Consider the following 21,228-nt stretch of genomic DNA (forward strand, 5'->3'; position numbering starts at 1 on the left):
GGCGGAGCGATATTGCCGCCCGCGATCATTGCCTTGTCTATCCTTTTGGGTCGGATCGTGCGCCACCGAGAAGAACACCTTGAGTAGATCTTCGTAGCTTATGCGTCGCGCGTCATAGGAGATACGCACGGCCTCCGCGTGATCGGTGCGTCCCGTGCAGACCTGCTGATAGTCCGCGGTCTCGCGCGTTCCGCCACAGTACCCTGATTCGACTTTCACGACGCCATCCAGTTCCCGAAAGACGGCCTCCACGCACCAAAAACAGCCGCCGGCCAGGATGGCAGTCTCAATCTGCGCTGGAGCCTCAAGGGCGTTGTCGGGGGTGGCCTTGTGAGGTTCGGTCATGTCCCTTTTCTCCTTGATAGAGTGCCCCGGGAATATCCTGCCCGTCCGGAGGTCGCGGATGATGGTGTCCCTTGGCCCTGGCGCTTCAGTGTCCATCGGCGGATCGGCCCTGCGGACACACGTCCGGCCCCAGCCCCCCGAGTACGCCTGCGTCTGAGTCGGCTCGCATCGGCATTCGTGTGTAGCGCCACGCCTTCGGATTGCGCGTCCACGAGGGTCTCCCGCTTTGCAAGGTATTGCGCGCAGGGCTAGAATAACAGACATGGAACGAGTCTACATCCTGCTTCTGGAAGGGATTTTCGGGCCTTTGCAAGCCATGATCCGAGAGGGGCAAGTGGAGCCCGCGTATGTCTGGACCGCGTATTGGGATAGACAACTTGCGGTCGGGCGGAAAAACCGCCGTGGGCCTGGCAAGAACGAGTCTCATGGAGCCGCCGGGGGTGAAGGTGTTCCATACGACACCTGTGTTGACAAACATCGGAATGGCCTATGGCGCCTATCTACGTCCGGGCCGTCTGCGGCGTAGGAGTAGCCCTGGGCACGGGCATGCTCGTCTCGCTCCGTCGCAAGTGCCAAACGCCACATTGGTAACGGCGCGGGCGTGCTCCGGGAACGGCCCACGACTGGTGATATGTGGCGAGAGACCCATCCCTTTGCAGATGGTGGGAGTGTCGTATTAACGCCCTCGAACCGCGAGGCTTATCGGTCACTGGGACCGGGAGCCCGCGGGTGTCATTTTGCTGCCCCCTCCGTGACCGGGGTGGCGCAGGCTTTAGTGGAGTTCTTTGAGTATGCAGGCTATTCCAGGGTCCAGTGGGCCCCGATGGTCAGTGGACGATGTCGCCTACGACCAAGTCGACCGGGCCGCGATCGTAGATCAACTCGATTGGTTTTATCTCGTGACAGCCTCGTCCTTCGTCGAGATTCTTTCGGATCTCTATGCACGGAACCTCGGGGATTATTATGCCGGGGACGAAGATGCCTGTGCGTGGCTTGCGCATAAATGGGGGCCCGAGGAGATACAGCATGGCGAGGCCTTGAAGCGTTATGTGCAGACCGTGTGGCCGGACTTCGACTGGCAACGGGGATTCGACGGTTTTCAGGCGGATTACACGCCATATTGCCAGACCGCGCTCCTTGGGCCGACGCGCACCTTAGAGATGGCGGCCCGTTGCGTGGTGGAAACCGGGACCGCGAGTTTTTATGCCATGCTGCGGGACGCGAGCCCGGAGCCCGTGCTCGCGACCGTGGCAGGCCACATCCGCGACGACGAGATCGGCCATTACAAGGGTTTTTATCGCTTCTACCGGGACTATCAAAGGCGCGATCCTCATTCCCGGTGGCGGGTCACGCGCGAGATTTGGCGGCGGGTCGTCGAGGTCGACAGCGAGGACGCCTTTCTGGCCGTGAAGAACGTGAGTGTCGTGCACAAGCCAGGGGCCGCGTTCACACGTGAAGATTTTCGCGCCTTCCGCGATCGCATACGCGCCTGGATGCGGGTCTATTACCCCTTTCAGTCGGCGGTCAAGATGCTACTGAAGCCGCTCGACCTGCCGGGGCCTTTGCAGAGGTTTGCGATTCCCTTGATCGTGGGAGGCGTACGGCGCATCGTTTAGGCAGGGTCCCTGCACTTGCCAAAAAGTGACGTGATCAGCGTGCCGCCTCAGCGCCGTGAAGTCGGGTGAAGCGCATAAGAACGCCCGCGGCGTTGCGTTCGACATACTCGATGGTAAGGGTGTGGCCGTAACGCTGTTCCATCTGTTGCAGGAGCGGAACGGGATCGTGATCGTTGCGAAACGCCATGGCCTCACCGGGATTCAACGCGTCCAGGGCGCCAAAAATAGCGGCGTGGCGGAAGCGTTTCGCGATCCCGCGGGCATCGAAGGGGTAGGTTCGATCATCGCGGACGTGGTTGTGGGCGATAGTCATAAGCGCGGGTCTCCAGTCGGTCATGATGAAAACCGGTGCCCCCTTGGGGCGCGTGCGGTCCGTAGCCTAATACTCGACCGCGGGAGTCAGGGGATCCTTGACCGCGGTCAAGGGCGGTTGTCTTGTCCGAACGCTTTGGCGTAGGCCGGCCACGGCCGCTTGTGCCGGGGCTTGCGCGGGTGCAGAATACCGTTAAATACAGAAAGGAAGAGTCATGACCTGCCGGTCGCCTAGCCTTCGTCTCGTGCCCGCCCGCCGTTTGATCGGGGTGGTACTGGTCGTACGCGTAGCGAACGCCGGTGGCCAGATCGACCTTTTGTAAAACGTCTTCTCAATCCGCCGGCTCATCCGCCGGCGGATATCTCTCTTTACCCGTTCGGCGGACTCCGGCTTCATCTTAAGGAGTCGAAATATGTCTACCACTGGTGCCGAACTGCTCGTGACCTTGCTCGAGTCTCACGGCGTGCGTCTCGTGGCCGGCATCCCGGGCGGGACCGTCCTTCCTCTCTACGATGCTCTGGCCCGCTCGACGCGTATCCGCCATGTGTTGGTCCGCCACGAGCAGGCGGCAGGTTTCCTGGCCCAGGGCTATGCGCGCGCGACCGGTCGCGTCGGCGTGTGTCTTGCCTCATCGGGCCCGGGTGCGACAAATCTTCTCACCGCAGTCGCTGATGCCATGCGGGATTCCATTCCGCTGGTGGCAATCACGGGGCAGGTCCCCCGCGCTCTGCTCGGCACTGATGCCTTCCAAGAGGTCGACACCTGCGCGCTTGCGCGGGTTGTCACCAAGTTCAGCGCCATGGTGGAAAGCGCGGACGACCTCGCTGACATCGTCACGACCGCGTTTCACATGGCTTTGTCAGGCCGCCCAGGGCCTGTGTGGATCGACATCCCAAAGGATGTGCAGACGGAGATCGTGTCCTGCGGGCGCGAACGCCCCCAGCCTCTGCGCGTGGCGGCGCGCGCCGCGCCGGCGGACGCGGCTTTGAGGCAGGCGGCGGATGCCATCTCTGGCGCAAAGCGCCCGGTCCTCTATCTCGGTGGCGGGCTTATCCATGCCGAGGCCGCGGCGCAGGCCCGCGCCCTGGCCGAAAGCCAGGACGCGCCCTCGGTCATGACCTTGATGGCGCTCGGCACACTCCCCAAAGGCCATCCTTTGTCCTTGGGGATGTTGGGTATGCATGGTTCGCATGCCTGCCACGCCGCGCTGCGCGAGACCGACCTCCTGATCGCGTTGGGTGCGCGGTTCGATGATCGCGCGACCGGGAGGCTCGACGCCTTTTGCCCTCACGCCAAAGTGATTCACGTGGATGTCGATGCTCGTGAGTTGGGCAAACTGCGCGCGCCCGACATCGCGCTTAAAGGTGATCTGGGCGATGTCTTGACGGCGCTTGTGCCGATGCTCACGCCACGCCAACGTCCGGTCTGGCGCGCGCAGATCGCGGCCCTACGGGCAAGCCACCCGGAGAGCGACGACACAGCGGAACCCCGCAAGCTCCTGGCGCGCATCGCCTCCGCAGCGCCCGCCGATGCGCTCATCGTGAGCGACGTCGGTCAGCACCAGATGTGGGTGGCGCAGCATTACCCGTTGCCGGGGGCGCGGCGCTGGTTGACCTCCGGAGGGCTCGGTACCATGGGCTTCGGGCTGCCGGCGGCGATCGGTGCATCGCAGGCGCGGCCCCAGGTGCCCGTGATATGTTTTACGGGGGATGGCGGGCTTTTGATGAATATCCAGGAGTTGGCCACGGTCGCCGAGTTGGATGCGAGCGTGAAGATCATTGTTCTCGACAATCAGTCGCTCGGACTCGTGGCCCAGCAGCAGGCCCTGTTCTATCAATCACCCGGGTTCTGTTCCCGTTTCGAGCAGGCGGCCGATTACGTCATGATTGCCCGGGGTTTCGGCCTACCAGCCTTCGATCTCGGGCGCGATCGCGAAGGGTCGGGGTTCTGGCAAGAGATCTTGACGACGCCAGGGCCCTGCCTCGTGCGGGTCCCCATAGACGCCCGCGAGCAGGCCTTACCGATTGTGCCCCCGGGTGCCGCCCATTGGGAAGCGATCGGGGGATAGCCTGGGAAAAAACTGTTACTCTTGAGCGCGCGGGCCTGAGAGGCCGCCCCTTTAAGCGGATCGCGCGTGACACCCCATCATCCGTGGGAAGGGAGTGGATGGTCCCGCGCCGCTCTATAATGTGCGTTTTGGAAACTATCCGGAGGAATCATGGCCACCCCCGTCTTGTCCGCCGTCGAATTCGCGTGTCGGATGCCCAAGGCCGAATTGCATGTCCACATTGAAGGGACGCTCGAGCCTGATCTCGCCTTCGCGGCCGCGCGCCGCAACGGGCTTGTCTTGCCCTATCCGAGTGAGGAGGCCCTGCATGCCGCCAAGGCGTTCACAGATCTCCAGTCGTTTCTCGATCTCTATTACGCGTGTGCCGATGTGCTGCGCACGAGCCGGGACTTCGCCGATCTCATGCTTGCCTATCTCGAGCGGGCGCACCGCGACGGGGTCGTTCACGCCGAGATATTCTTTGATCCCCAGACCCATACCGCGCGCGGCATTCCTTTCGATGTCGTCATGGAGGGATTGAACGCCGGACGCGTCGAGGGTGTACGGCGCTTCGGTATCGGTAGCCGCTTGATCCTCTGCTTCCTGCGCCACTTGAGCGAGGATGAGGCGTTTGCGACGCTCGCTCAGGCTCAGCAGTTTTTGGATGACATCGACGGGTTCGGGCTCGACTCCTCTGAGCGCGGTCACCCGCCCTCGAAGTTCGCGCGTGTGTTCGCGCGCGTACGTGCGCTCGGGAAGCCCGTTGTGGCCCATGCCGGAGAGGAGGGGCCAGCTTCGTATATCACGGAGGCGCTTGATCTCCTGGAGGCGGTGCGCATTGATCATGGCGTGCGCGCCCTCGAGGATCCGGCGGTCGTTCGGCGCCTGGCCGCGGAGGGCATTGCGCTCACCGTATGCCCCTTGTCGAACGTACGACTGTGCGTCTTTCCCACCATGAAGGATCACGTCTTGCCAGCCCTGATGGCCGCCGGCGTCCGGGTGACCATCAATAGTGACGATCCAGCCTATTTTGGCGGCTACATGAACGACAACATTCGCGCCGTGGATGCTGCCTTTGGCTTCGACGGTGCAACATGGGCTGCGATCGGGCGCAACAGCATCGAGGCAAGCTTCGCCGCGCCCGCTGACAAGGCCCGCTGGCTCGCGGATATCGAGCGCTTGGCGGCGAGTGTGGGTATCAAGCCCTGATTAGCGTCTGGGGATTTCGTCAGCGTCGGCAAGGCCTTCCTGGAACACGCGGCTTACGGTGATGTCCGTGGCCTCCAAGGTCATGAGATCGCGCTTGGTGAGGCGCTTAGGCTTTATGGCGAAGAGCCTGTTGGCTTGTCGTAGTCGCGCGCGGTCGAGGGCGTTGCGGATCGAGCGGGCATTGGCGAATTGTCCAAGCTTCATGCGCAGCGGGATGTATTCGGCAAACGCCTTTTCGGCCTCGGGGCTGAATCGGTAGCTCTGTTCCGCCAGCATGAGTTTGCCGATCGCCATGAGTTCCGCGGGCGAGTAGTCCGGAAAGTCCACATGGTGGGCGACGCGTGACCGCATGCCGGGGTTGCTCAGGAAAAATCGCTCCATCTTGTCCCTGTAGCCGGCCAGTATCACCACGAGATCGTCGCGATTGTTTTCCATGACCTGCAGCAGGATCTCGATGGACTCCTGTCCGTAGTCACGTTCATTCTCGGGCTTGTAGAGATAATAGGCTTCGTCAATGAACAGCACCCCGCCCATGGCCTTTTTGATGACCTCGCGGGTCTTGGGGGCGGTGTGCCCTATATATTGCCCTACCAGGTCGTCGCGCGTGACCGCGATCAGGTGGCCTTCGCGGACATAGCCTAAGCGATGCAGGATCTCGGCCATCCGCAGGGCCACCGTTGTCTTACCGGTTCCGGGGTTGCCGGTAAAGGACATGTGCAGGGTCGGGGTGCCCGCAGTCAGCGCAAAGCGTTTGCGCAGCCGGTCGACGAGCAGGAGGGCTGCGATTTCGCGAATGCGCGTCTTCACGGGCAAAAGGCCGATCAGCTCGCGATCGAGCTTGTCGAGGACCTCTTGGACGTGGGAATCCTGGAACTCCGCCTCGAGGTCGACTGCGACGTCGTCCCCTAGGCCCGCGGCCCCCGAGTTTTCCGATCCATCGCGAACGCTCATCGTGCCTCCTTGGGCGGCGATTACTCCCTATAGAGCGTAGGCGACGGCCAGCCGTCCCGGCGTGGCCATCGCCTGTATCTCCGGCCCAGGTCAGTACCGCTCGGTCTCCGGTTTATCCGTAGCGTAGCTATGGACCGTATAGTGGATCCGGCGGCCGTCGCCCTCCTGGCGCACAAGCCCGAAGCCTGGCTCCGTTTTTGGCCGATTGACGATGTAGGACATACGCGGCGTCTCCCACCCTTGCGTCGAGTCGAATGCCGTGACACGCACATAGTGGTTGGGGAAGGTCTTGCGGCAGTTGTTGATCTCCATCAGGATGCCTGCCGGATCCTTTAGGTCGAACATGGGCATGCCGAACATTTCCCAGTAGACGTTGCGGGGGTGCGGATCGTCCGTGTATTCGACACCGATAGCCCAGCCGTGCTTCAGAGCATATTTGATCTGAGCCGTGATCTGGGCGTCCGTCAGGTCCGGAAGGAATGAGAATTGCCCCTGCGTGAGCCGGTTTCCTGGATTGGTCATCATAGGTGCGGTCTCCTTATGGTTACGGTCAGACGCTCGTGGTCGCGGTCGGCACAAAGTCCGCCGTGTCGGTCGAGTCGTAGTTGAAGGTGATGTCCTTCCAGGTGTCGAGCGCGGCCCTCAAAGGCGAGCAGCCCTTAGCCGCCGCCTCAAGAATCTGCGGCCCCTCCTTCATGTAGTCGCGCCCTTCATTGCGCGCCATGATCATGGCCTCGAGGGCGACCCGATTGGCCGTCGCGCCCGCCTGTATGCCCATCGGATGGCCTATGGTTCCGCCTCCAAACTGCAGTATCACGTCTTCTCCGAGATAGTGAATCAGCTGGTGCATCTGGCCTGCGTGTATGCCGCCCGAGGCCACCGGCATGACGCGGTTCAGGGACGCCCAGTCCTGCTCAAAGAAGAGGCCATGCTCGAGACTCTTGGGCGTATGGGAGTCGCGCAGCGTGTCATAAAAGCCTTTGATCATGAGTGGGTCACCCTCGAGCTTGCCCACGACTGTGCCCGCATGAATGTGATCGACGCCCGCCATGCGCATCCACTTGCAGATGACGCGAAAGTTCATGCCGTGGTTCTTCTGGCGCGAGTAAGTCGAGTTCCCGGCGCGATGCAAGTGCAGGATCATGTCGTTCTTGCGCGCCCATTTGGCCATGGACTGGATGGCGGTGTAGCCGATCACGAGGTCGATCATGACGACAATCGAGCCTAACGATTTTGCGAACTCGGCGCGCTCGTACATATCCTCCATCGTGCCCGCCGTGACATTCAGGTAGTGGCCCTTCACTTCGCCGCTAGCCGCCGAGGCGCGGTTCACGGCCTCCATGCAATAGAGGAAGCGGTCACGCCAATGCATGAAAGGCTGCGAGTTGATGTTCTCGTCGTCCTTCACAAAGTCGAGGCCGCCCTTTAATGCCTCATAAACCACGCGCCCATAGTTGCGCCCCGAAAGCCCGAGTTTCGGCTTTGTAGTTGCACCCAGGAGCGGGCGGCCGAATTTGTCCAGGCGCTCGCGCTCGACGACGATGCCTGTGGCCGGTCCCTGGAAGGTCTTCAGATAGGCGACTGGGATGCGCATGTCTTCGAGGCGCAAGGCCTTCACTGCCTTGAACCCGAACACGTTGCCGATGATGGAGGCCGTGAGATTGGCGATCGAGCCGGGTTCGAACAGATCAATGTCGTAGGCGATGTAAGCGAAGTATTGTGCCTCAACCTTGGTGCCTTCACCCGTGTTTGGAACCGGGTCGATATGAAAGGCCTTGGCACGGTAGAGTTCGCAGGCGGTCAACCGATCGGTCCATACCACGGTCCAGGTCGCCGTAGACGATTCTCCCGCGACGGCGGCAGCGGCCTCATCGGCATCGACGCCCGGCTGCGGCGTAATGCGAAAGAGGGCGATGACATCCGTGTCCTTGGGTTTGTAGTCCGGTTCCCAGTAGCCCATCTGTTTGTAGGGAATTACGCCGGATTTATAACGCTCTTTGCCTTTCATCGTTTGTGTGGCCATATCGTCTCCCGGGATGATCGTGGATCATCCGATGTCGAGAAGGGAATGCTCCGGTCCTTCGGGGCCCTCGACTGAGGGGCCTTCGAGTGCGTATCCTGCTCCCGGCGGTGTATTGACGATAGTCGATGTTTTCTATCGAAAGGATAGATGATAGGCTATCTCTGATAGCTGTTTCCCAAGGATGCGGGGAATGTAGCGTGTTCCGTGTGGCCTCCAGGGCCTGAAGGAGCCGTCATGCGCCATGGCACAATTCGGCAGTTGGAAGTCTTTGACGCCATTATGCGGTTCGGCAGTTTTCGTAAAGCCGCCGACCACCTGTTTTTGACCCAGCCGACGGTCTCCATGCAAATGAAGAAGCTTGCGGACGCGGTGGGGCACCCGCTGTTCGAGCATATTGGAAAGCGGGTCTTTCCAACCGATATCGGCCGCGAATTGCATAAGACGGCGCGCGAGATATTCGGCGATCTGGCCCGTTTCGATATGACGCTCGCGAGTCTCGAAGGATTAAAGAGCGGCTCCCTGAGTCTCGCTGTCGTGACCACCGCCAAATACTTCGCGCCAGGCCTCCTCGGCCGCTTCTGTGAACGCCACCCCGCCGTCGAGGCATCCCTCAAGGTCTGCAATCGAGCGCACATCATTGAGCGACTTGCGGCGAATGAAGACGATTTCTATATCCTGGGCCAGCCTCCGGAGGAGATCGAGGTCGAAGCCGAGGCCTTTCTCGACAATCCGCTCGTGGCCGTGGCCTCGAAGGATCACCCGCTCATGGGCCGGGCGCGGATACCATTGCGCCGTTTGGCCGAGGAACCCTTTCTTCTGCGGGAGCCTGGTTCCGGCACGCGCGCGGCAATGGAACGCCTTTTTGCCGAGCACGGCCTCAAGGCACGCGCACGCATGGAACTCGAGAGCAATGAGGCGATCAAGCAGGCGATCTTGGTGCATTTCGGTGTTTCGATCCTGTCGCGCCACACGATATCCATGGAGCTCGCCTCGGGGCACCTCGGCATACTCGATGTGGAGGGCTTGCCGATCGCGCGGTCGTGGTACATTGTGCACCGTAAAGGCAAGGCGCTATCCGTTGTGGCGCGGGCGTTCCGCGATTGCTTGCAGGAATATACTGCTAAGCCCGATGGTCTTTGTGCGCGTAACTGAGACGTGATAGTACAAGCGCGAACATCGTTACGGGGCCTGAATCGTGCCTATCCCGTGTGGGTCTGCGGGCAGGCATAATGGCAATAGGTGTTTTGGGTTTTTGTTCGTCTCGATAAAGGAGGTTTCCATGCTGAAATCGTGGTTCTGGGTCGTTCTGCTCGGTGTGTTTTCCACGCAGGTGGCGTGTGCCATGCCGCCAATGAAACCGATGGGCTCGCCGCCACCGGGCTGCCATGTAGCAATGCCTCATCGCTTCTTTCACCATCCCATGATTCCGATGCTCTTGCCCTTGGCCGAGATGCGGTCCTATGGTCTGCATCTGAGCGATCAACAGGTAAGCACGCTCGCAATCTGGCACAATCGTCACATGCGTATCGCCGTGCCGCTTATGAAGCGTGTGCGGAAAGACAAGAAGGCGCTCCATGCGGCGCTCCTGCGCGGGGCTGGTCGGGGAACGGTGCACGAACTCGTAGAGCGTCTCGAGCATGACCACATGCGGCTTTTGGGGCTTGAGGTCGCCCAGGTGCGTATCGTGCACAAGACGCTTTCGCCCGATCAGTGGCACAAGATCGTGGGGATGTACCAGCACATGCCGCCCATGCGCTTTATGATGATGCATCATTGATTGTACGGCGATAGTTTGGGCGGGCGCCGCGAGCGAGGCGCAACGGTCGGAGACCGTGGCCTATGTATTGGCGCTTTGAAGCGAGCATACAATGTGTGCATGAGGATAAGCGTCGAGTCAATTATGGGCGCATGAGTCGTGCCCCCAATTTGCGCGACGCCGCGACGGTCGGCTGCGTCTGTTGGGAAATTACCTGGTAGTGTGGCGATCGCGACCGCCATGTCGTGATCAAGCGCGGTGATGCGTAGAGAGGGATTTGTACTACGGACGCGCTCGTCGCCTACCAGTGTTCAGCCATTGCTCGGCGGTGTCGCGTGCCCGGTTAGCAAGCGACTGGTTGCCCTGCTTGCGGGCCAGGGTCTCGGCCTCTCGTGCAAGCACCAACGCTGTTCCTCTTGTCCGCGGACCACGCGCCCGCCGGTGCCAGAGCGCGTCTTGTAGTAAAAGGTCGGGCAGCATGAAAAACGCCCCTGTGGCCTCGATGCGATCGCGTGCCGCTCGCGCCGCGGCGGGGAAGGCCGGGTCACCCGCCGCGAGGAGGGCTGCGCATTGGATGGTCGCGCAGAACGAAAGTCCGCTACGCCATATGGCGTCGATGCCCGCGACAGCGGTGCGGAGGTGGTCGGCTGTGTCTTGTGTCCAGCGACCGGATTCGGCCTCCATCCATGCGCGGTAGATGGAGGCCACGGTAGCCCATAAGGTGAGCGAGGCCTCGGCGCAGACTTGCTCGAGGCGCCCCACGATCCGCGCAGCCCGGCCGAGATCGCGCTGGAAGAAGGCCAGTGCGCCGTTGATCGTGAGCGTATAGGCGATGGTGGCATGGACGCCGGAGGCTTCCGCCTCGGCGACGAGGGCATCGATATTGGCGAGGCTTTGTTCCGCGTAACCTTGAATGAAATGGCTTATGGCCAGATAGGCGCGCAGGCTTACGGCAACATCCTCGCCCAAGAGCTTGCGGCTCAGCGCGTGGAACTCAGGTCGGCAGTGTCGGATCCCGTCTTCGAGGACTCTCGTGGTGTCGTCGATGCGCCCCTGCCATAGAAGGGAGACGCCCTGCGCAAAACGTCCGGCGGCGATCCCGAATTCCGGGTCCTCGCATTCCTCTGCGGCGTCGGCGAGTATGTTGGCGGCGCGTTCGGCCTCGCGCATATCTCCGAACCCGAAGGCGTCGAGCCAGACGCTGCGTAAGACAAGATAACGGGCTGGCCCACTCACGTCGTGTCGTTCGCAGAGGGTGAGCAGACGGGTCAGGTTGGCCCGCACGCGGTCGCTGGAAAACCCCTCGACGCCCCAACTGGTCGCCGCGAAATCACAACGGATCGCCAATTCCTGATGCCAGAGGTCTTGAGGTATGGCTGATTCTTCGATTGCTTGGAGGGCGGCGGTGAGGTGCAATAGGGCGCTTTGCGGCGCGAGCAGGGTCGCCGCGCGCCGGGCGGCGAAACGCCAGTAGGTAAGGGCCTCATCCAGCACTCCGCCGCGATGGAAATGTTCGGCCAAGCGCTCGGGATAGGTAGCGCTCCAGCGTGCATCTTGGCTGAAGAGGAGCGCCGCCTTGCGGTGCCACGCGCGCCCCTGTTCTTCTGGCACAGTGGCTTTCGCTGCGTCGAAATAGAGCGCGTGCGCAAATCGCATGTGCTGATCGTCCCCCGAGACCACGATGCCGGCATCCTTTAGTGCCCGTAGGGATCGAGCAAGGTCCAAAGGCGAGGATTCATGGATGTGGACGAGGTGGTCGGCGCGGAAGGAGTGCCCAAGTACGGATGCCGCCTGAGCGACGCGCGCCGCCGGGCCGAGCGCATAGATTCGTCCGAGCAATATTTCTTGGAGACTGCTCGGGACGGACGTTTCGACGCCGTTCGCGGAATCGGCGAGATCGGCTATGGTCTTCAAGAATAGTGGTGTGCCCGCGCCTCGCTCGACGATTTCCCGTCGCACCGCCACCGGTGTCTCGGGCGCGATATCCAGGATGAGCTGTGCGGCCGCGACCTCGGAGAGGGGTTTCAGCGGCATTTCGATCGGTACGCTGCCCGTCGCGCTTGGTATGATGGAGCGTTCGCGGGAGGCAAGAACCAAAAGGCAGGGCAGGGCTGCCATCCGTTTTATGAAGAGCGACAGCAGCTCCAGGGAGCTCGGATCCGCCCATTGGGCATCGTCGACGATGACGACGCGCGCCGCGCGTCCGAGGTCGCCTGCGAGGATATCCAGGACGCTTTCATACAAGACCTCTTTGTAATCTGTGGTCGCGGACTGCGTTTCAATCATAGGGGTGGGCGTGGGGATGCCGAGCCAAGCGGCCAATACCTCCACGAGCCATGTATCCCCTATGCCTCGTTCGCCAAGGCGTGCCTGAAGATCTTGATAGCCGAAGGTGGACGTGTTCGGGCCCTTGAGGATATTCCGAACGACTTCGGCGATCGGCCCCAGGACACTCCTTTGATGTTCGGGCGTGCAATGGTAGTGGCGGATCACGGTGCCTGCAGGAAGATCCTGGCAGAACTGGCGTAAAAGGTGGGTCTTACCGATACCAGGTTCGCCGTAGACGTGGATGAGTATGCCGCAGCCGGATCTGAGCGCCCTGGCCCAGGCCGCGCGCAGCGCGCGCTGCTCGCTCTCGCGACCGAAGGTGTGTACGACCTCTGTCGCGGGTCTTTTCCCGGTTGCGGCGATTCGGAAGGCGTCGAGGCCTGTGGCCTCCTGCGGCTCGGCCGGGGTATAGCGGAATGCCGTCGGCGCGGCCGCGCGAATGGCCTCCGAGACGAGGATCTGGCCCGCACCTCGAAATGCGAGGTCGTGCGCATTCCACGGGACATCGCCCATGATCTGGTGGCTCGGGTCGTCCATTATGAGCGCTATGCCACAATGGACGCCCAGGCCACGGATGATATCCGGACCGAGTCTGGACTGGACACGCATCGCGCATTCTGCCGCCCGCCTTGCGCCGTCCTCCTGGTCGCAAAAGCGGATCTCCAGGGAGCCGTTGGGATTCAAGACCGCAGTCCCCCCAAAGATCCGCGCCACATCGGTCAAGAGGGGATGGTGGCGCACGACCAAGGTCTCCGCGTTTTCGGGAGTCTTGCGCAAATGGCAGGCAAGTACCGCCACCGTGCCCTTGTGGAAGCCTGGCGCCCCTCCCTCGTCCACGGTTTCGTGGTGTGCGCGTGGCCCTAATCTGTCCGCAAGCCTTTGGCGCAGGTTCACGAGGGCCGCCCCCGGACGTTGTCCGCGCTCCTCGATGAGTCGTCGGATGAAGATCTCTCCATGGGCCGCCGCCGCGTTCTCGAGCCCCGATTCCGAGAGTATCTCCATGAGGGCGAGATGCGCGGCCTCGTCGAATGGGGAAAACGCGACCCATTGGGCGGCAGTCTCTTCGGCCCGCGCCAGTTCCCCACGTTTACGGGCATCGCGCACCGTCTTTTGGAAGAGATCGGCGCCCAGGCCTTCGAGGGTGCGGGCGCGTGCCCCGAACCAGGACTGCCAGCGGGCGTTGTCCGGTTCGGCGTGCACCCGCAGTTCCCCGCGCACGAGCGTAAGGGCCTGCGTATGATCATTCTCGCGGGTCGAGACTGCGAGCTCCCGAAAGGTCCGTGCATCGAACGAATAGGCCTCGGACCAGAGGCCGACGGCGTCGCCTTCTACGCGCAGGATATGGTTGCCGTGACGGCCGAGCGCAGATTTGAGCTGATGGAGCGCTTGGCTCAGGCGCGGTCGCGCGCGATCTTTCGCCATGCCCGGCCAGAGCAGCGACGTAAGGCTGTCGCGCGAGTGCACGTCGTTCTCGAAGGCTAGGTAAATCAGCAGACGGCGCGCCGCAGGCGGTGGAGCGGGCCGATCATACCCATCCACGCGCAATGCGAGCGGACCGAGGATGGCGACCTCGACGGCCCCGGTGCGGTTGCGTCGTTCCCTAATACTGACCACCCCTAACGATGATGAATGATGCCGATACGATCGGTTGCCTGGGAACGCCCCGCATGTTGGCGTTGCCCTCGCCCCCGGGCCTGGGGGACCGCTTTTCGGGGTGGCCCTGGGCCCTGCGGGCGCTCAGTGCGCCAGATAGCCACTGATGCTCCCCATGACCGCGGCCTGACCCATTCCGATACGCTTATGATAACACTTTGATATATCGTGTGTAACAGGGCCAATAGTGGACAATACCAGCCGCTGTATAGTGTGTCCCATGAACCAAGGTTTCGGTGCGCAAGCCGCTTTGTAAAGGGATGCGCGGGATTCGGGGTGATAAGCCGGCATAAGGATGTGAAAACCGGGCGTAATGAGGCGCAAGTTTGTGCGGGAAAGTGCGGGCCTGCGTCGATTCCTTCTGTTGAAGTCCCTCCCAGGGTTCACGTCGACGCTTGTCGTCCGTCCCAAATAAGGGGTTCGGGATCTCGTTCCTGAGGTGATTCATCGTGTCGGCAGATATGAGTGGAATACAGGCTTTCGTACTAGGCGCGCAGTCCAGCCCCCCAGTCCGTCAGCGTCATAGGACGGAAGAGGGTGTGACGGAAAGCGAGGCGGAAACGATCAAGGGGCGTGTCGATCTTGGGTCTCCCGTGCGCGCCCCCGGCTCATGGGGGCTCGACCCTATCGTGGATGTTGTTTGCAAGCGCCTTTACGCGCAAGAGGCGCTGGTGCGGGTTGTGGCGGATCCTGCCACGCTTTCGCGGAGCCTCGTCGATAGCTGGGTTCAGGGCGTCATCCAGGCTGCACAATACCTCGGGGCCGCCACGCGGCTTGCCATCGATCTCCCGCGGGTCGGGACGTATGGCGCAGCACAGATGGTGGAGGCGGTTCTTGACGCGGGGCGGCTTGCAGGCCTCTCGGCTGAGCAGTGGATTTTCGAGATACCCTGCGAGGAATGGGGCCCGGGCCCGGCTATGGCGCGCGAGGCCTTGGTGGACTATCGCGGCGCCGGATTTCATGTCGCCTTGGATCATTTCGGGGTCGGTTATGCCGGGCTCGGCTTGCTTGCAGATTTTCATCCCGACATTATCAAGATCGACGCCTCTCTTGTGCGCGGGATCGGCGAAAGCCGCGGCAAGCAAGCCACCGTGAAGGGGATCCTTTCCGTGGCCCGCGAGCTCCATATCGATGTCGCGGCGATGGGAGTCGATGGAGCCTACGAGGCCTCGTGGCTCAGGGCTCAGGGGGTCTTTCTCATGCAGGGGTGCTACGCCGCTACTCTCTATTCGGTATAGCGGGCAGGGCGCGCGCGAGGCGCATCGACAGGGATGCGGCCGTGGGGCCCATTTGATACTCCGTGTCGGGTGCGTTTGCGACCTCATGGCCAATCACCATTGCCTCAGCGCTTGCTTTTTGTGCCTCGCACCATCTACCCCTCTACTTTGCTACTCCACCACCGTTAGGCCGATTTCCCGTGTGGAAGCCACTTAGGGTCAGATTCAAGCCCCCAAGAACATTCTTCGGTATGGGCATGGCACAGCCTATCGCATTCCCGTCGTGCATGGCCGAATAGCCGCAGCTGCGCGTGGAGGCGGATTATTGTAAGGTGGCCCGGTAAATGGTTCCGTGGGCTTTGGATTTGCGTAAGCTCGCGCTCGCCGGAGTGTGGCGCCCCAGAGAGGGCGCGACGCTCGGGGTTCTAAGAAGCCACCTGGGTGTTTCGCGAAGGTCTGGCCTTACTGCGATTGCGCATATCTATGTGGTCGACAGAAAGAGCGAGGTAATAGACGATGGCCGACAGACTCCCGGCAATTTTCTTCGGGCATGGTAACCCCCTCAATGCGCTGGGGTGCAACGATTACACTGAGGCATGGCGACGGCTGGGCGAGGAAATACCAAGGCCCAAGGCGATCCTGGCAATCTCGGCGCACTGGTATGGGCGCGAGACGGCCGTGACTGTCTCTGTAGCGCCGCGCACCATTCACGATTTCGGCGGTTTCCCCAAAGAACTCTACCAGGTTCAGTACAAGGCGCCAGGCGATCCGGCGCTTGCCCGCAGGGTTCAAGAGCGCCTAGCACCACTTCTTGTGAAAGCGGATGACACCTGGGGGCTCGATCACGGCGCATGGTCCGTCCTGTGCCATGTCTATCCCAATGCCGACATCCCCATTGTGCAGTTAAGCATTGACGCAACCCGGGCGCCACGCTTCCATTTCGATATCGGCCGCGAGCTTGCGCCCCTACGGGACGAAGGCATACTGATTCTTGGAAGCGGCAATCTCATACACAATCTCCGTGCGTATGCCTGGGGCCAGCCATTGCGGGAGCCTTACGATTGGGCTGCGCGATTCGAAAGCCGGGCCAAGGAACTGATGTTGGCCCGCGACTACGCAGCGCTCATCGATTACGAGGCCCTCGGACCGGATGCGATCCTATCGATCCCGACGCCGGATCACTACTTGCCGTTGCTCTATGTCCTCGGTGCCGGGCAGCCCGGCGAGGGCATACGCTTCCCGGTCGCGGGCATCGAGGGAGGGTCGGTTTCAATGTTGGCCGTGCAGATGGGCTAGCTCGCGGCCATCCCGGTTTTGTAAGGAGCTACCACGCCCACCTGCACGGATCCCGCCTGACGGGTGCGCTTCGGTACGTCCCTGTTGCGGATAGATGAGTGGCTGTCCCGTGCGCCCAATCTCGCGTGGGCGCTTCGCCATATCGCCCTGATCATGCGAAGCGTCTAGCTTCCATATATACAGCTTGCAGCTTGCGTGGCCTCGCTTCCCTGTGGGCAGCGGTTCAGGTGCTCAGCGATGGCTTATAGGGGCAGGCCGCTCAGGCGAGCGTGCCCATACGCTCCGTTGGTCTTAGCCACAACAGGCCGCCCGCGGTTACATCGCTAAACTGCTATAGTCGCCGAGCCTAGTCGGTTGGTGTCGCCGTCTCAATCCAGTAAATAGGCGCTATCAAGACGTGAACTTACCCAGGAGATCAAGGCCGTGGCAGATCATGAGATTAACGGAGGTCGAGCTACGTTGCCAGGGTTGCTGAATAGGCCGGAGGGACTCGCGAAGCTTGTGGAGACAGTGTTGATGGGGTACTGGAGGCGCGGATAACGGAACAGATGGGGGCGGGCCCATACGGTTGTCCGGCGGTGCCGCCCCCCTATGAGATCGTGATTTTTTCAAGACGGTCTTGAGTGCCCTTCGCGCCACACTGATAATGCCGACGGCACAAACAAAACCGGAGCTGGCCCTTCCGTTATGGTGGTTCGTATTAAAGAGGGCCCGTTTTTCAGAGAACCTCCATTCAGTGCGCGCAGAGCGCTATATACGGTTTTCTGAGAGGACCACCCATTGCCTCATGCAACACAAATCCACATGGCCGTTATTTCCCGTAAATGCATTCGTAGGCGATTGTGAGATGAAACGCAGGCAGGCGCACTTGGTGGCTCCTAGGCGTCGTGGCGGGACGCACCTTGGGGAAGTACCATGCTACGCATATACTCACCGTATGTCGCGTATGCCATGTCCATTGGTGCGCGTGGCGGCGCGAGAACCGTAGCCGAAATTTTCGGGAGTCTTTCTATAGTCACCGACCGAAATGACGCGCGGGACATGGCTTGCTGCCCCGCGTCAGCCGGCTCACATCCGTATTTGTGGTCGTGCATACGATATGCGCATCAACATGGTGGCGAACGTTCCAATGATCGGGTCCGTTATGGGCGGAAAATGCGTAATCCAATAGATAAATAGGAAGTGATGTGATAACAGTGGATAAAAAGCAGCCAATCCTCCAGATCTCAAATATATCTAAGGTATATTCTTCAGGTTTCCAGGCACTGAAGTGCGTCAATCTGGATATCCATAAAGGCGAAATATTTGCTTTGCTGGGGCCGAACGGCGCCGGCAAGACTACGCTAATAAGCATTATCTGCGGCATTTCCAACGCCAGCACAGGAACCATCATGATTGATGGGCACGATATCGTCCGCGACTACCGGGCATCTCGTTCTTTGGTTGGTCTCGTACCGCAGGAATTAACTACGGATGCGTTCGAAACTGTTTGGGGAACCGTCTCCTTCAGTCGCGGCTTGTTCGGTAAGCCACCCAACCCGACCCACATCGAGAAAATTCTGAAAGATCTTTCATTATGGGAGAAAAGACATAATAAAATTATAACGCTCTCCGGGGGCATGAAGCGGCGGCTTCTTATTGCGAAGGCTCTTTCCCATGAACCGAGCGTGCTGTTTCTCGATGAGCCATCAGCCGGCGTAGATGTCGATCTCAGGCGTGATATGTGGCATTTGGTTCGTAACCTTAAAGATTCCGGTGTCACAGTTATACTGACCACGCACTACATAAACGAAGCTGAAGAAATGGCGGATCGAATCGGAGTGATGAGAAAGGGCGAGATCATTCTTGTGAAGGACAAAGTAGAACTTATGCGCGATTTCGGCAAGAAAAAGCTGTCTCTGGAGTTGCAAACTCCGCTGCGGCAGATTCCAGCCGAGCTTTTGATGTATCATTTGGAGCTATCCAGAGATGGCAGTGAGTTAATATACACGTACGACGCGCAGGATGAACGCGTCAGCATCGCAGAATTCCTTAAGCGCCTTTGTGATGTTGGAGTCCAGTTCCGAGATTTGCGGACCAACCAGAGCTCTCTGGAGGAGATTTTCGTGAGCCTAGTAAGGGAGGAGTCATGAATTTTTATGCAGTTCGCGCAATTTATAGATTTGAGATTGCCCGGACCTCGCGAACGCTGATGCAAAGCATCGTCTCCCCTGTAATTTCCACATCGCTTTATTTCATAGTATTCGGCTCCGCGATCGGTTCGCGTATGCCCATTGTTGGTGGGGTAAGCTACGGTGCTTTCATCGTGCCCGGACTCATCATGTTATCGCTTCTGACGCAGAGTATTTCGAACGCATCTTTCGCTATCTACTTTCCGAAATTTACGGGCACGATCTATGAGCTTTTGTCGGCGCCAGTATCCACAATGGAGATAGTGCTGAGTTACGTCGGTGCAGCCGCGACGAAGTCGATCGTCTTGGGGATTATAATTCTTGCAACTGCGGGGCTTTTTGTGCCGCTGCATGTGGAGCACCCGCTCTGGATGGTGGCGTTTCTGCTTCTGACAGCGACGACTTTTAGTCTTATCGGTTTTATTATTGGGATTTGGGCGGATGGGTTTGAAAAGCTGCAAGTGATACCACTTTTGATCGTGACGCCATTAACCTTTCTTGGCGGCAGTTTTTACTCGATCGGCATGCTGTCCCCGTTCTGGCGCACTGTGGCTTTGTTCAACCCGGTGGTCTATCTCATAAGTGGTTTTCGCTGGAGCTTCTACGGATTGGCGGATGTGGGGGTCGGCATTAGTTTGGGCGTGACCTTGGGATTTTTGCTTGTCTCCATGGCGATCGTGGGCTGGATTTTCAAGACGGGCTATCGGCTCAAGACGTAACCCGCGGCCGAGGGGTTATGCTACGGAGAGGCGCCCCGGACTTACGTGTAAAACCTCTGTTGGTGTGGAGATGGTACCTCCAGGCGGCCTTTAGTAACTTCTTCGCTAAGCGGTCACAGTATCCCGCCTTCAAATCGCTCCGATGGCGTGGCAGCAACGGCCGGACTGGGTGGCAGCAATGGCCGGAATGCGCACATGGACCGAGTGGACCAAATTTGGTCCAAATGGCGTTACGGTTTCGATGCCCCACAGGGACTAGAGCTCGGCCGCCTCTTTTAAGACCTCGGCCGCCCATTGGTTTAAGCTTTTCCCGGAGGCCTGCGCGGCCACGATGGCCGCGTTATGCACTTCGGGTGGCACCCGCAGCATGAGATTTCCGGAGACTGGTTTTTCCGGCGCCACGCCCTGGGTTACGCAATCTTCCAGATAATCCTCCAACGCAATGATGAACGCGGTGCGTAGCTCGGAGACCGTTTCCCCGTGGAAGCTGATGATGGTGCGGATTCCCAGCACCCTTCCTACGAAAATGTTGTCTCGTTCGTCAAATTCGATCCGGGCCGCATAACCCTTGTGCGTCATGGTGTTCATGGTGTCACTCCTGCGTGTTTCAGTAACCCTCTCGCTTCCTCGACTTGGTACTTCCGGGCCTCTTTCCCAGGATGCGGGCGATGGCATCGCCATTGCTCGCCCTTGAGCGTGATCTTGACCCGCGACCCCTCCCGTTCCTGGACTTCGCCGCCGAGCGCCACAAAATGGGCCTCGATATCAGCAAACACGACGGTCCCTGGTGTGGGTTGCCGAAAGACGGCCTGCAACGTTTTTTGATGGGCCTTGCTCATGTCGCAATGATAGCGGAAACTGCAAGCAGTGGGGAAGTACGCTACGCTTATTGGAAGCCACTCTATCTTGCTGATTCACAAGGCTTGGACGTTTTTCGTCCAAACGATCACGACTCGCCTACACCTCCCGCACATTCCGGGCATGGTAGGTGACGGGGCGCGTGCTCTTTTTGGTTGGCAGCACCTCGCGGGCATAGCGGTCCAGGGCCTCGGCCAGGGTCGTGTTCTCGGCCTCAGCGCGTGAGACGAACACGCCCCGGTCGATCTCCTCCTTGATGCGCCGCGCCCATACCTCCGCGGCGGCCTTGGTATCGAAGGTCTTGACCTGCGCGGGGTACCCCCGACGCCGAACGTGCGCCTGCCAGACACGTTTGCCGCCTGGACCCTTGCGCGGAATGAATGATGCCATGCGCCCTGCCCCCCTTTATAGCTATAGCGTGTTAGTGAGGGTAGGACACCTCTGTTTGCTACACGGTTACAGCGCCATTACAGCAAGCTCGGGGAGTGCGGGGTTCTTGTGACGCTGCTAAGTCATTGATTTGTTGGTGCCCCGGGCCGGAATCGAACCGGCGACCTGCCGCTTAGGAGGCGGCTGCTCTATCCACTGAGCTACCGGGGCGAGCGTGGGCATTATACGCAAGGCGGCGCCGCACCCAAAGGCCAGGCAGCTCCGGGAGCGGCGGCGGTCTTTGGGGTGGCACTGTCGTGGATGGGTGATAGACCAGACCTAGCGCCTTGGTCTTGA

General features: G+C 60.4%; 18 protein-coding genes and 1 tRNA gene. 9 read left to right on the plus strand and 10 right to left on the minus strand.

Translation table 11 applies throughout. The annotated features are described in order from the left end of the window. Nucleotides 1-345: peptide-methionine (S)-S-oxide reductase MsrA (gene msrA / locus ACYCTF_RS02575; protein WP_461284514.1), on the minus strand; the 345-nt coding region annotated here is incomplete at its 3' end. Between the two features lie 791 nt (nucleotides 346-1,136). Between msrA and ACYCTF_RS02580 the strand changes: the two genes are divergently transcribed. Further along, the gene (locus ACYCTF_RS02580; RefSeq protein WP_461283344.1) at nucleotides 1,137-1,961 is read left to right on the plus strand and encodes a ferritin-like domain-containing protein; all 825 of its coding nucleotides are present in this window, start codon (nucleotides 1,137-1,139) and stop codon (nucleotides 1,959-1,961) included. A 34-nt stretch (nucleotides 1,962-1,995) separates the two neighbouring features. On the opposite strand, the gene ACYCTF_RS02585 is transcribed toward ACYCTF_RS02580, so the two are convergent. Then, complete coding sequence (locus ACYCTF_RS02585; RefSeq protein WP_461283345.1) at nucleotides 1,996-2,298, minus strand: DUF2249 domain-containing protein; 303 nt, start codon at nucleotides 2,296-2,298, stop codon at nucleotides 1,996-1,998. Between the two features lie 388 nt (nucleotides 2,299-2,686). On the opposite strand from ACYCTF_RS02585, the gene ilvB reads away from it, so the two are divergent. Both ilvB and ACYCTF_RS02595 read left to right on the plus strand, forming a co-directional pair. Further along, nucleotides 2,687-4,342, plus strand: coding sequence for a biosynthetic-type acetolactate synthase large subunit (ilvB, locus tag ACYCTF_RS02590; RefSeq protein WP_461283346.1), 1,656 nt, complete (start codon nucleotides 2,687-2,689; stop codon nucleotides 4,340-4,342). A gap of 150 nt (nucleotides 4,343-4,492) precedes the next feature. Further along, entirely contained in the window at nucleotides 4,493-5,530 is a 1,038-nt protein-coding gene (locus ACYCTF_RS02595) for an adenosine deaminase (RefSeq protein WP_461283347.1), read from the plus strand. On the opposite strand, the gene cbbX is transcribed toward ACYCTF_RS02595, so the two are convergent. From cbbX to ACYCTF_RS02610, 3 genes are all read right to left on the minus strand, one after another. After that, nucleotides 5,531-6,481 (minus strand): CbbX protein, encoded by a 951-nt coding sequence (cbbX, locus tag ACYCTF_RS02600; RefSeq protein WP_461283348.1) that lies wholly within the window; start codon nucleotides 6,479-6,481, stop codon nucleotides 5,531-5,533. Nucleotides 6,482-6,571: 90 nt separating this feature from the next. Then, nucleotides 6,572-7,006, minus strand: a complete 435-nt coding sequence (locus ACYCTF_RS02605; protein WP_461283349.1) for a ribulose bisphosphate carboxylase small subunit — start codon at nucleotides 7,004-7,006, stop codon at nucleotides 6,572-6,574. A gap of 25 nt (nucleotides 7,007-7,031) precedes the next feature. Beyond that, entirely contained in the window at nucleotides 7,032-8,504 is a 1,473-nt protein-coding gene (locus tag ACYCTF_RS02610) for a ribulose-bisphosphate carboxylase large subunit (RefSeq protein WP_461283350.1), read from the minus strand. A gap of 234 nt (nucleotides 8,505-8,738) precedes the next feature. On the opposite strand from ACYCTF_RS02610, the gene ACYCTF_RS02615 reads away from it, so the two are divergent. Further along, nucleotides 8,739-9,656: a LysR family transcriptional regulator gene (locus ACYCTF_RS02615; protein ID WP_461283351.1), complete on the plus strand. Its 918-nt coding sequence runs from the start codon at nucleotides 8,739-8,741 to the stop codon at nucleotides 9,654-9,656. Nucleotides 9,657-9,783: 127 nt separating this feature from the next. Further along, nucleotides 9,784-10,281 (plus strand): hypothetical protein, encoded by a 498-nt coding sequence (locus ACYCTF_RS02620; protein ID WP_461283352.1) that lies wholly within the window; start codon nucleotides 9,784-9,786, stop codon nucleotides 10,279-10,281. 261 nt (nucleotides 10,282-10,542) lie between these two features. Here ACYCTF_RS02620 and ACYCTF_RS02625 read toward each other — a convergent pair whose 3' ends face one another. Then, the gene (locus ACYCTF_RS02625) at nucleotides 10,543-14,202 is read right to left on the minus strand and encodes an AAA family ATPase (protein ID WP_461283353.1); all 3,660 of its coding nucleotides are present in this window, start codon (nucleotides 14,200-14,202) and stop codon (nucleotides 10,543-10,545) included. Between the two features lie 578 nt (nucleotides 14,203-14,780). On the opposite strand from ACYCTF_RS02625, the gene ACYCTF_RS02630 reads away from it, so the two are divergent. From ACYCTF_RS02630 to ACYCTF_RS02645, 4 genes are all read left to right on the plus strand, one after another. Then, nucleotides 14,781-15,479, plus strand: coding sequence for an EAL domain-containing protein (locus ACYCTF_RS02630; RefSeq protein ID WP_461283354.1), 699 nt, complete (start codon nucleotides 14,781-14,783; stop codon nucleotides 15,477-15,479). Nucleotides 15,480-15,974: 495 nt separating this feature from the next. Beyond that, complete coding sequence (gene ygiD / locus ACYCTF_RS02635; protein ID WP_461283355.1) at nucleotides 15,975-16,754, plus strand: 4,5-DOPA-extradiol-dioxygenase; 780 nt, start codon at nucleotides 15,975-15,977, stop codon at nucleotides 16,752-16,754. 1,187 nt (nucleotides 16,755-17,941) lie between these two features. Continuing rightward, nucleotides 17,942-18,886, plus strand: coding sequence for an ABC transporter ATP-binding protein (locus tag ACYCTF_RS02640; RefSeq protein WP_461283356.1), 945 nt, complete (start codon nucleotides 17,942-17,944; stop codon nucleotides 18,884-18,886). Next, nucleotides 18,883-19,644, plus strand: coding sequence for an ABC transporter permease (locus tag ACYCTF_RS02645; RefSeq protein WP_461283357.1), 762 nt, complete (start codon nucleotides 18,883-18,885; stop codon nucleotides 19,642-19,644). The genes ACYCTF_RS02640 and ACYCTF_RS02645 overlap by 4 nt, the downstream gene beginning before the upstream one ends. Nucleotides 19,645-19,899: 255 nt before the next feature. Here ACYCTF_RS02645 and ACYCTF_RS02650 read toward each other — a convergent pair whose 3' ends face one another. The 4 genes from ACYCTF_RS02650 to ACYCTF_RS02665 all read right to left on the minus strand — a co-directional run bounded on the left by ACYCTF_RS02650 (nucleotide 19,900) and on the right by ACYCTF_RS02665 (nucleotide 21,102). After that, nucleotides 19,900-20,232: a type II toxin-antitoxin system HicB family antitoxin gene (locus tag ACYCTF_RS02650; protein ID WP_461283358.1), complete on the minus strand. Its 333-nt coding sequence runs from the start codon at nucleotides 20,230-20,232 to the stop codon at nucleotides 19,900-19,902. Continuing rightward, nucleotides 20,229-20,483 (minus strand): type II toxin-antitoxin system HicA family toxin, encoded by a 255-nt coding sequence (locus tag ACYCTF_RS02655; RefSeq protein WP_461283359.1) that lies wholly within the window; start codon nucleotides 20,481-20,483, stop codon nucleotides 20,229-20,231. Before ACYCTF_RS02655 ends, ACYCTF_RS02650 begins: the two co-directional genes overlap by 4 nt. 118 nt (nucleotides 20,484-20,601) lie before the next feature. Then, complete coding sequence (locus ACYCTF_RS02660; RefSeq protein ID WP_461283360.1) at nucleotides 20,602-20,892, minus strand: hypothetical protein; 291 nt, start codon at nucleotides 20,890-20,892, stop codon at nucleotides 20,602-20,604. Between the two features lie 134 nt (nucleotides 20,893-21,026). Beyond that, nucleotides 21,027-21,102: transfer RNA gene (locus tag ACYCTF_RS02665), tRNA-Arg, on the minus strand. Between the last annotated feature and the right edge of the window lie 126 nt (nucleotides 21,103-21,228).

The sequence above is a fragment of the Acidiferrobacter sp. genome, from assembly GCF_054609335.1.

What these genes read in the sequence shown, in the direction of transcription:
- ACYCTF_RS02580 (WP_461283344.1), top strand. Translation starts at nt 1,137, where the DNA reads ATGCAGGCTATTCCAGGGTCCAGTGGGCCCCGATGGTCAGTGGACGAT.
- ACYCTF_RS02585 (WP_461283345.1), bottom strand. Translation starts at nt 2,298, where the DNA reads ATGACCGACTGGAGACCCGCGCTTATGACTATCGCCCACAACCACGTC.
- ilvB (WP_461283346.1), top strand. Translation starts at nt 2,687, where the DNA reads ATGTCTACCACTGGTGCCGAACTGCTCGTGACCTTGCTCGAGTCTCAC.
- ACYCTF_RS02595 (WP_461283347.1), top strand. Translation starts at nt 4,493, where the DNA reads ATGGCCACCCCCGTCTTGTCCGCCGTCGAATTCGCGTGTCGGATGCCC.
- cbbX (WP_461283348.1), bottom strand. Translation starts at nt 6,481, where the DNA reads ATGAGCGTTCGCGATGGATCGGAAAACTCGGGGGCCGCGGGCCTAGGG.
- ACYCTF_RS02605 (WP_461283349.1), bottom strand. Translation starts at nt 7,006, where the DNA reads ATGATGACCAATCCAGGAAACCGGCTCACGCAGGGGCAATTCTCATTC.
- ACYCTF_RS02610 (WP_461283350.1), bottom strand. Translation starts at nt 8,504, where the DNA reads ATGGCCACACAAACGATGAAAGGCAAAGAGCGTTATAAATCCGGCGTA.
- ACYCTF_RS02615 (WP_461283351.1), top strand. Translation starts at nt 8,739, where the DNA reads ATGCGCCATGGCACAATTCGGCAGTTGGAAGTCTTTGACGCCATTATG.
- ACYCTF_RS02620 (WP_461283352.1), top strand. Translation starts at nt 9,784, where the DNA reads ATGCTGAAATCGTGGTTCTGGGTCGTTCTGCTCGGTGTGTTTTCCACG.
- ygiD (WP_461283355.1), top strand. Translation starts at nt 15,975, where the DNA reads ATGGCCGACAGACTCCCGGCAATTTTCTTCGGGCATGGTAACCCCCTC.
- ACYCTF_RS02645 (WP_461283357.1), top strand. Translation starts at nt 18,883, where the DNA reads ATGAATTTTTATGCAGTTCGCGCAATTTATAGATTTGAGATTGCCCGG.
- ACYCTF_RS02650 (WP_461283358.1), bottom strand. Translation starts at nt 20,232, where the DNA reads ATGAACACCATGACGCACAAGGGTTATGCGGCCCGGATCGAATTTGAC.
- ACYCTF_RS02655 (WP_461283359.1), bottom strand. Translation starts at nt 20,483, where the DNA reads ATGAGCAAGGCCCATCAAAAAACGTTGCAGGCCGTCTTTCGGCAACCC.
- ACYCTF_RS02660 (WP_461283360.1), bottom strand. Translation starts at nt 20,892, where the DNA reads ATGGCATCATTCATTCCGCGCAAGGGTCCAGGCGGCAAACGTGTCTGG.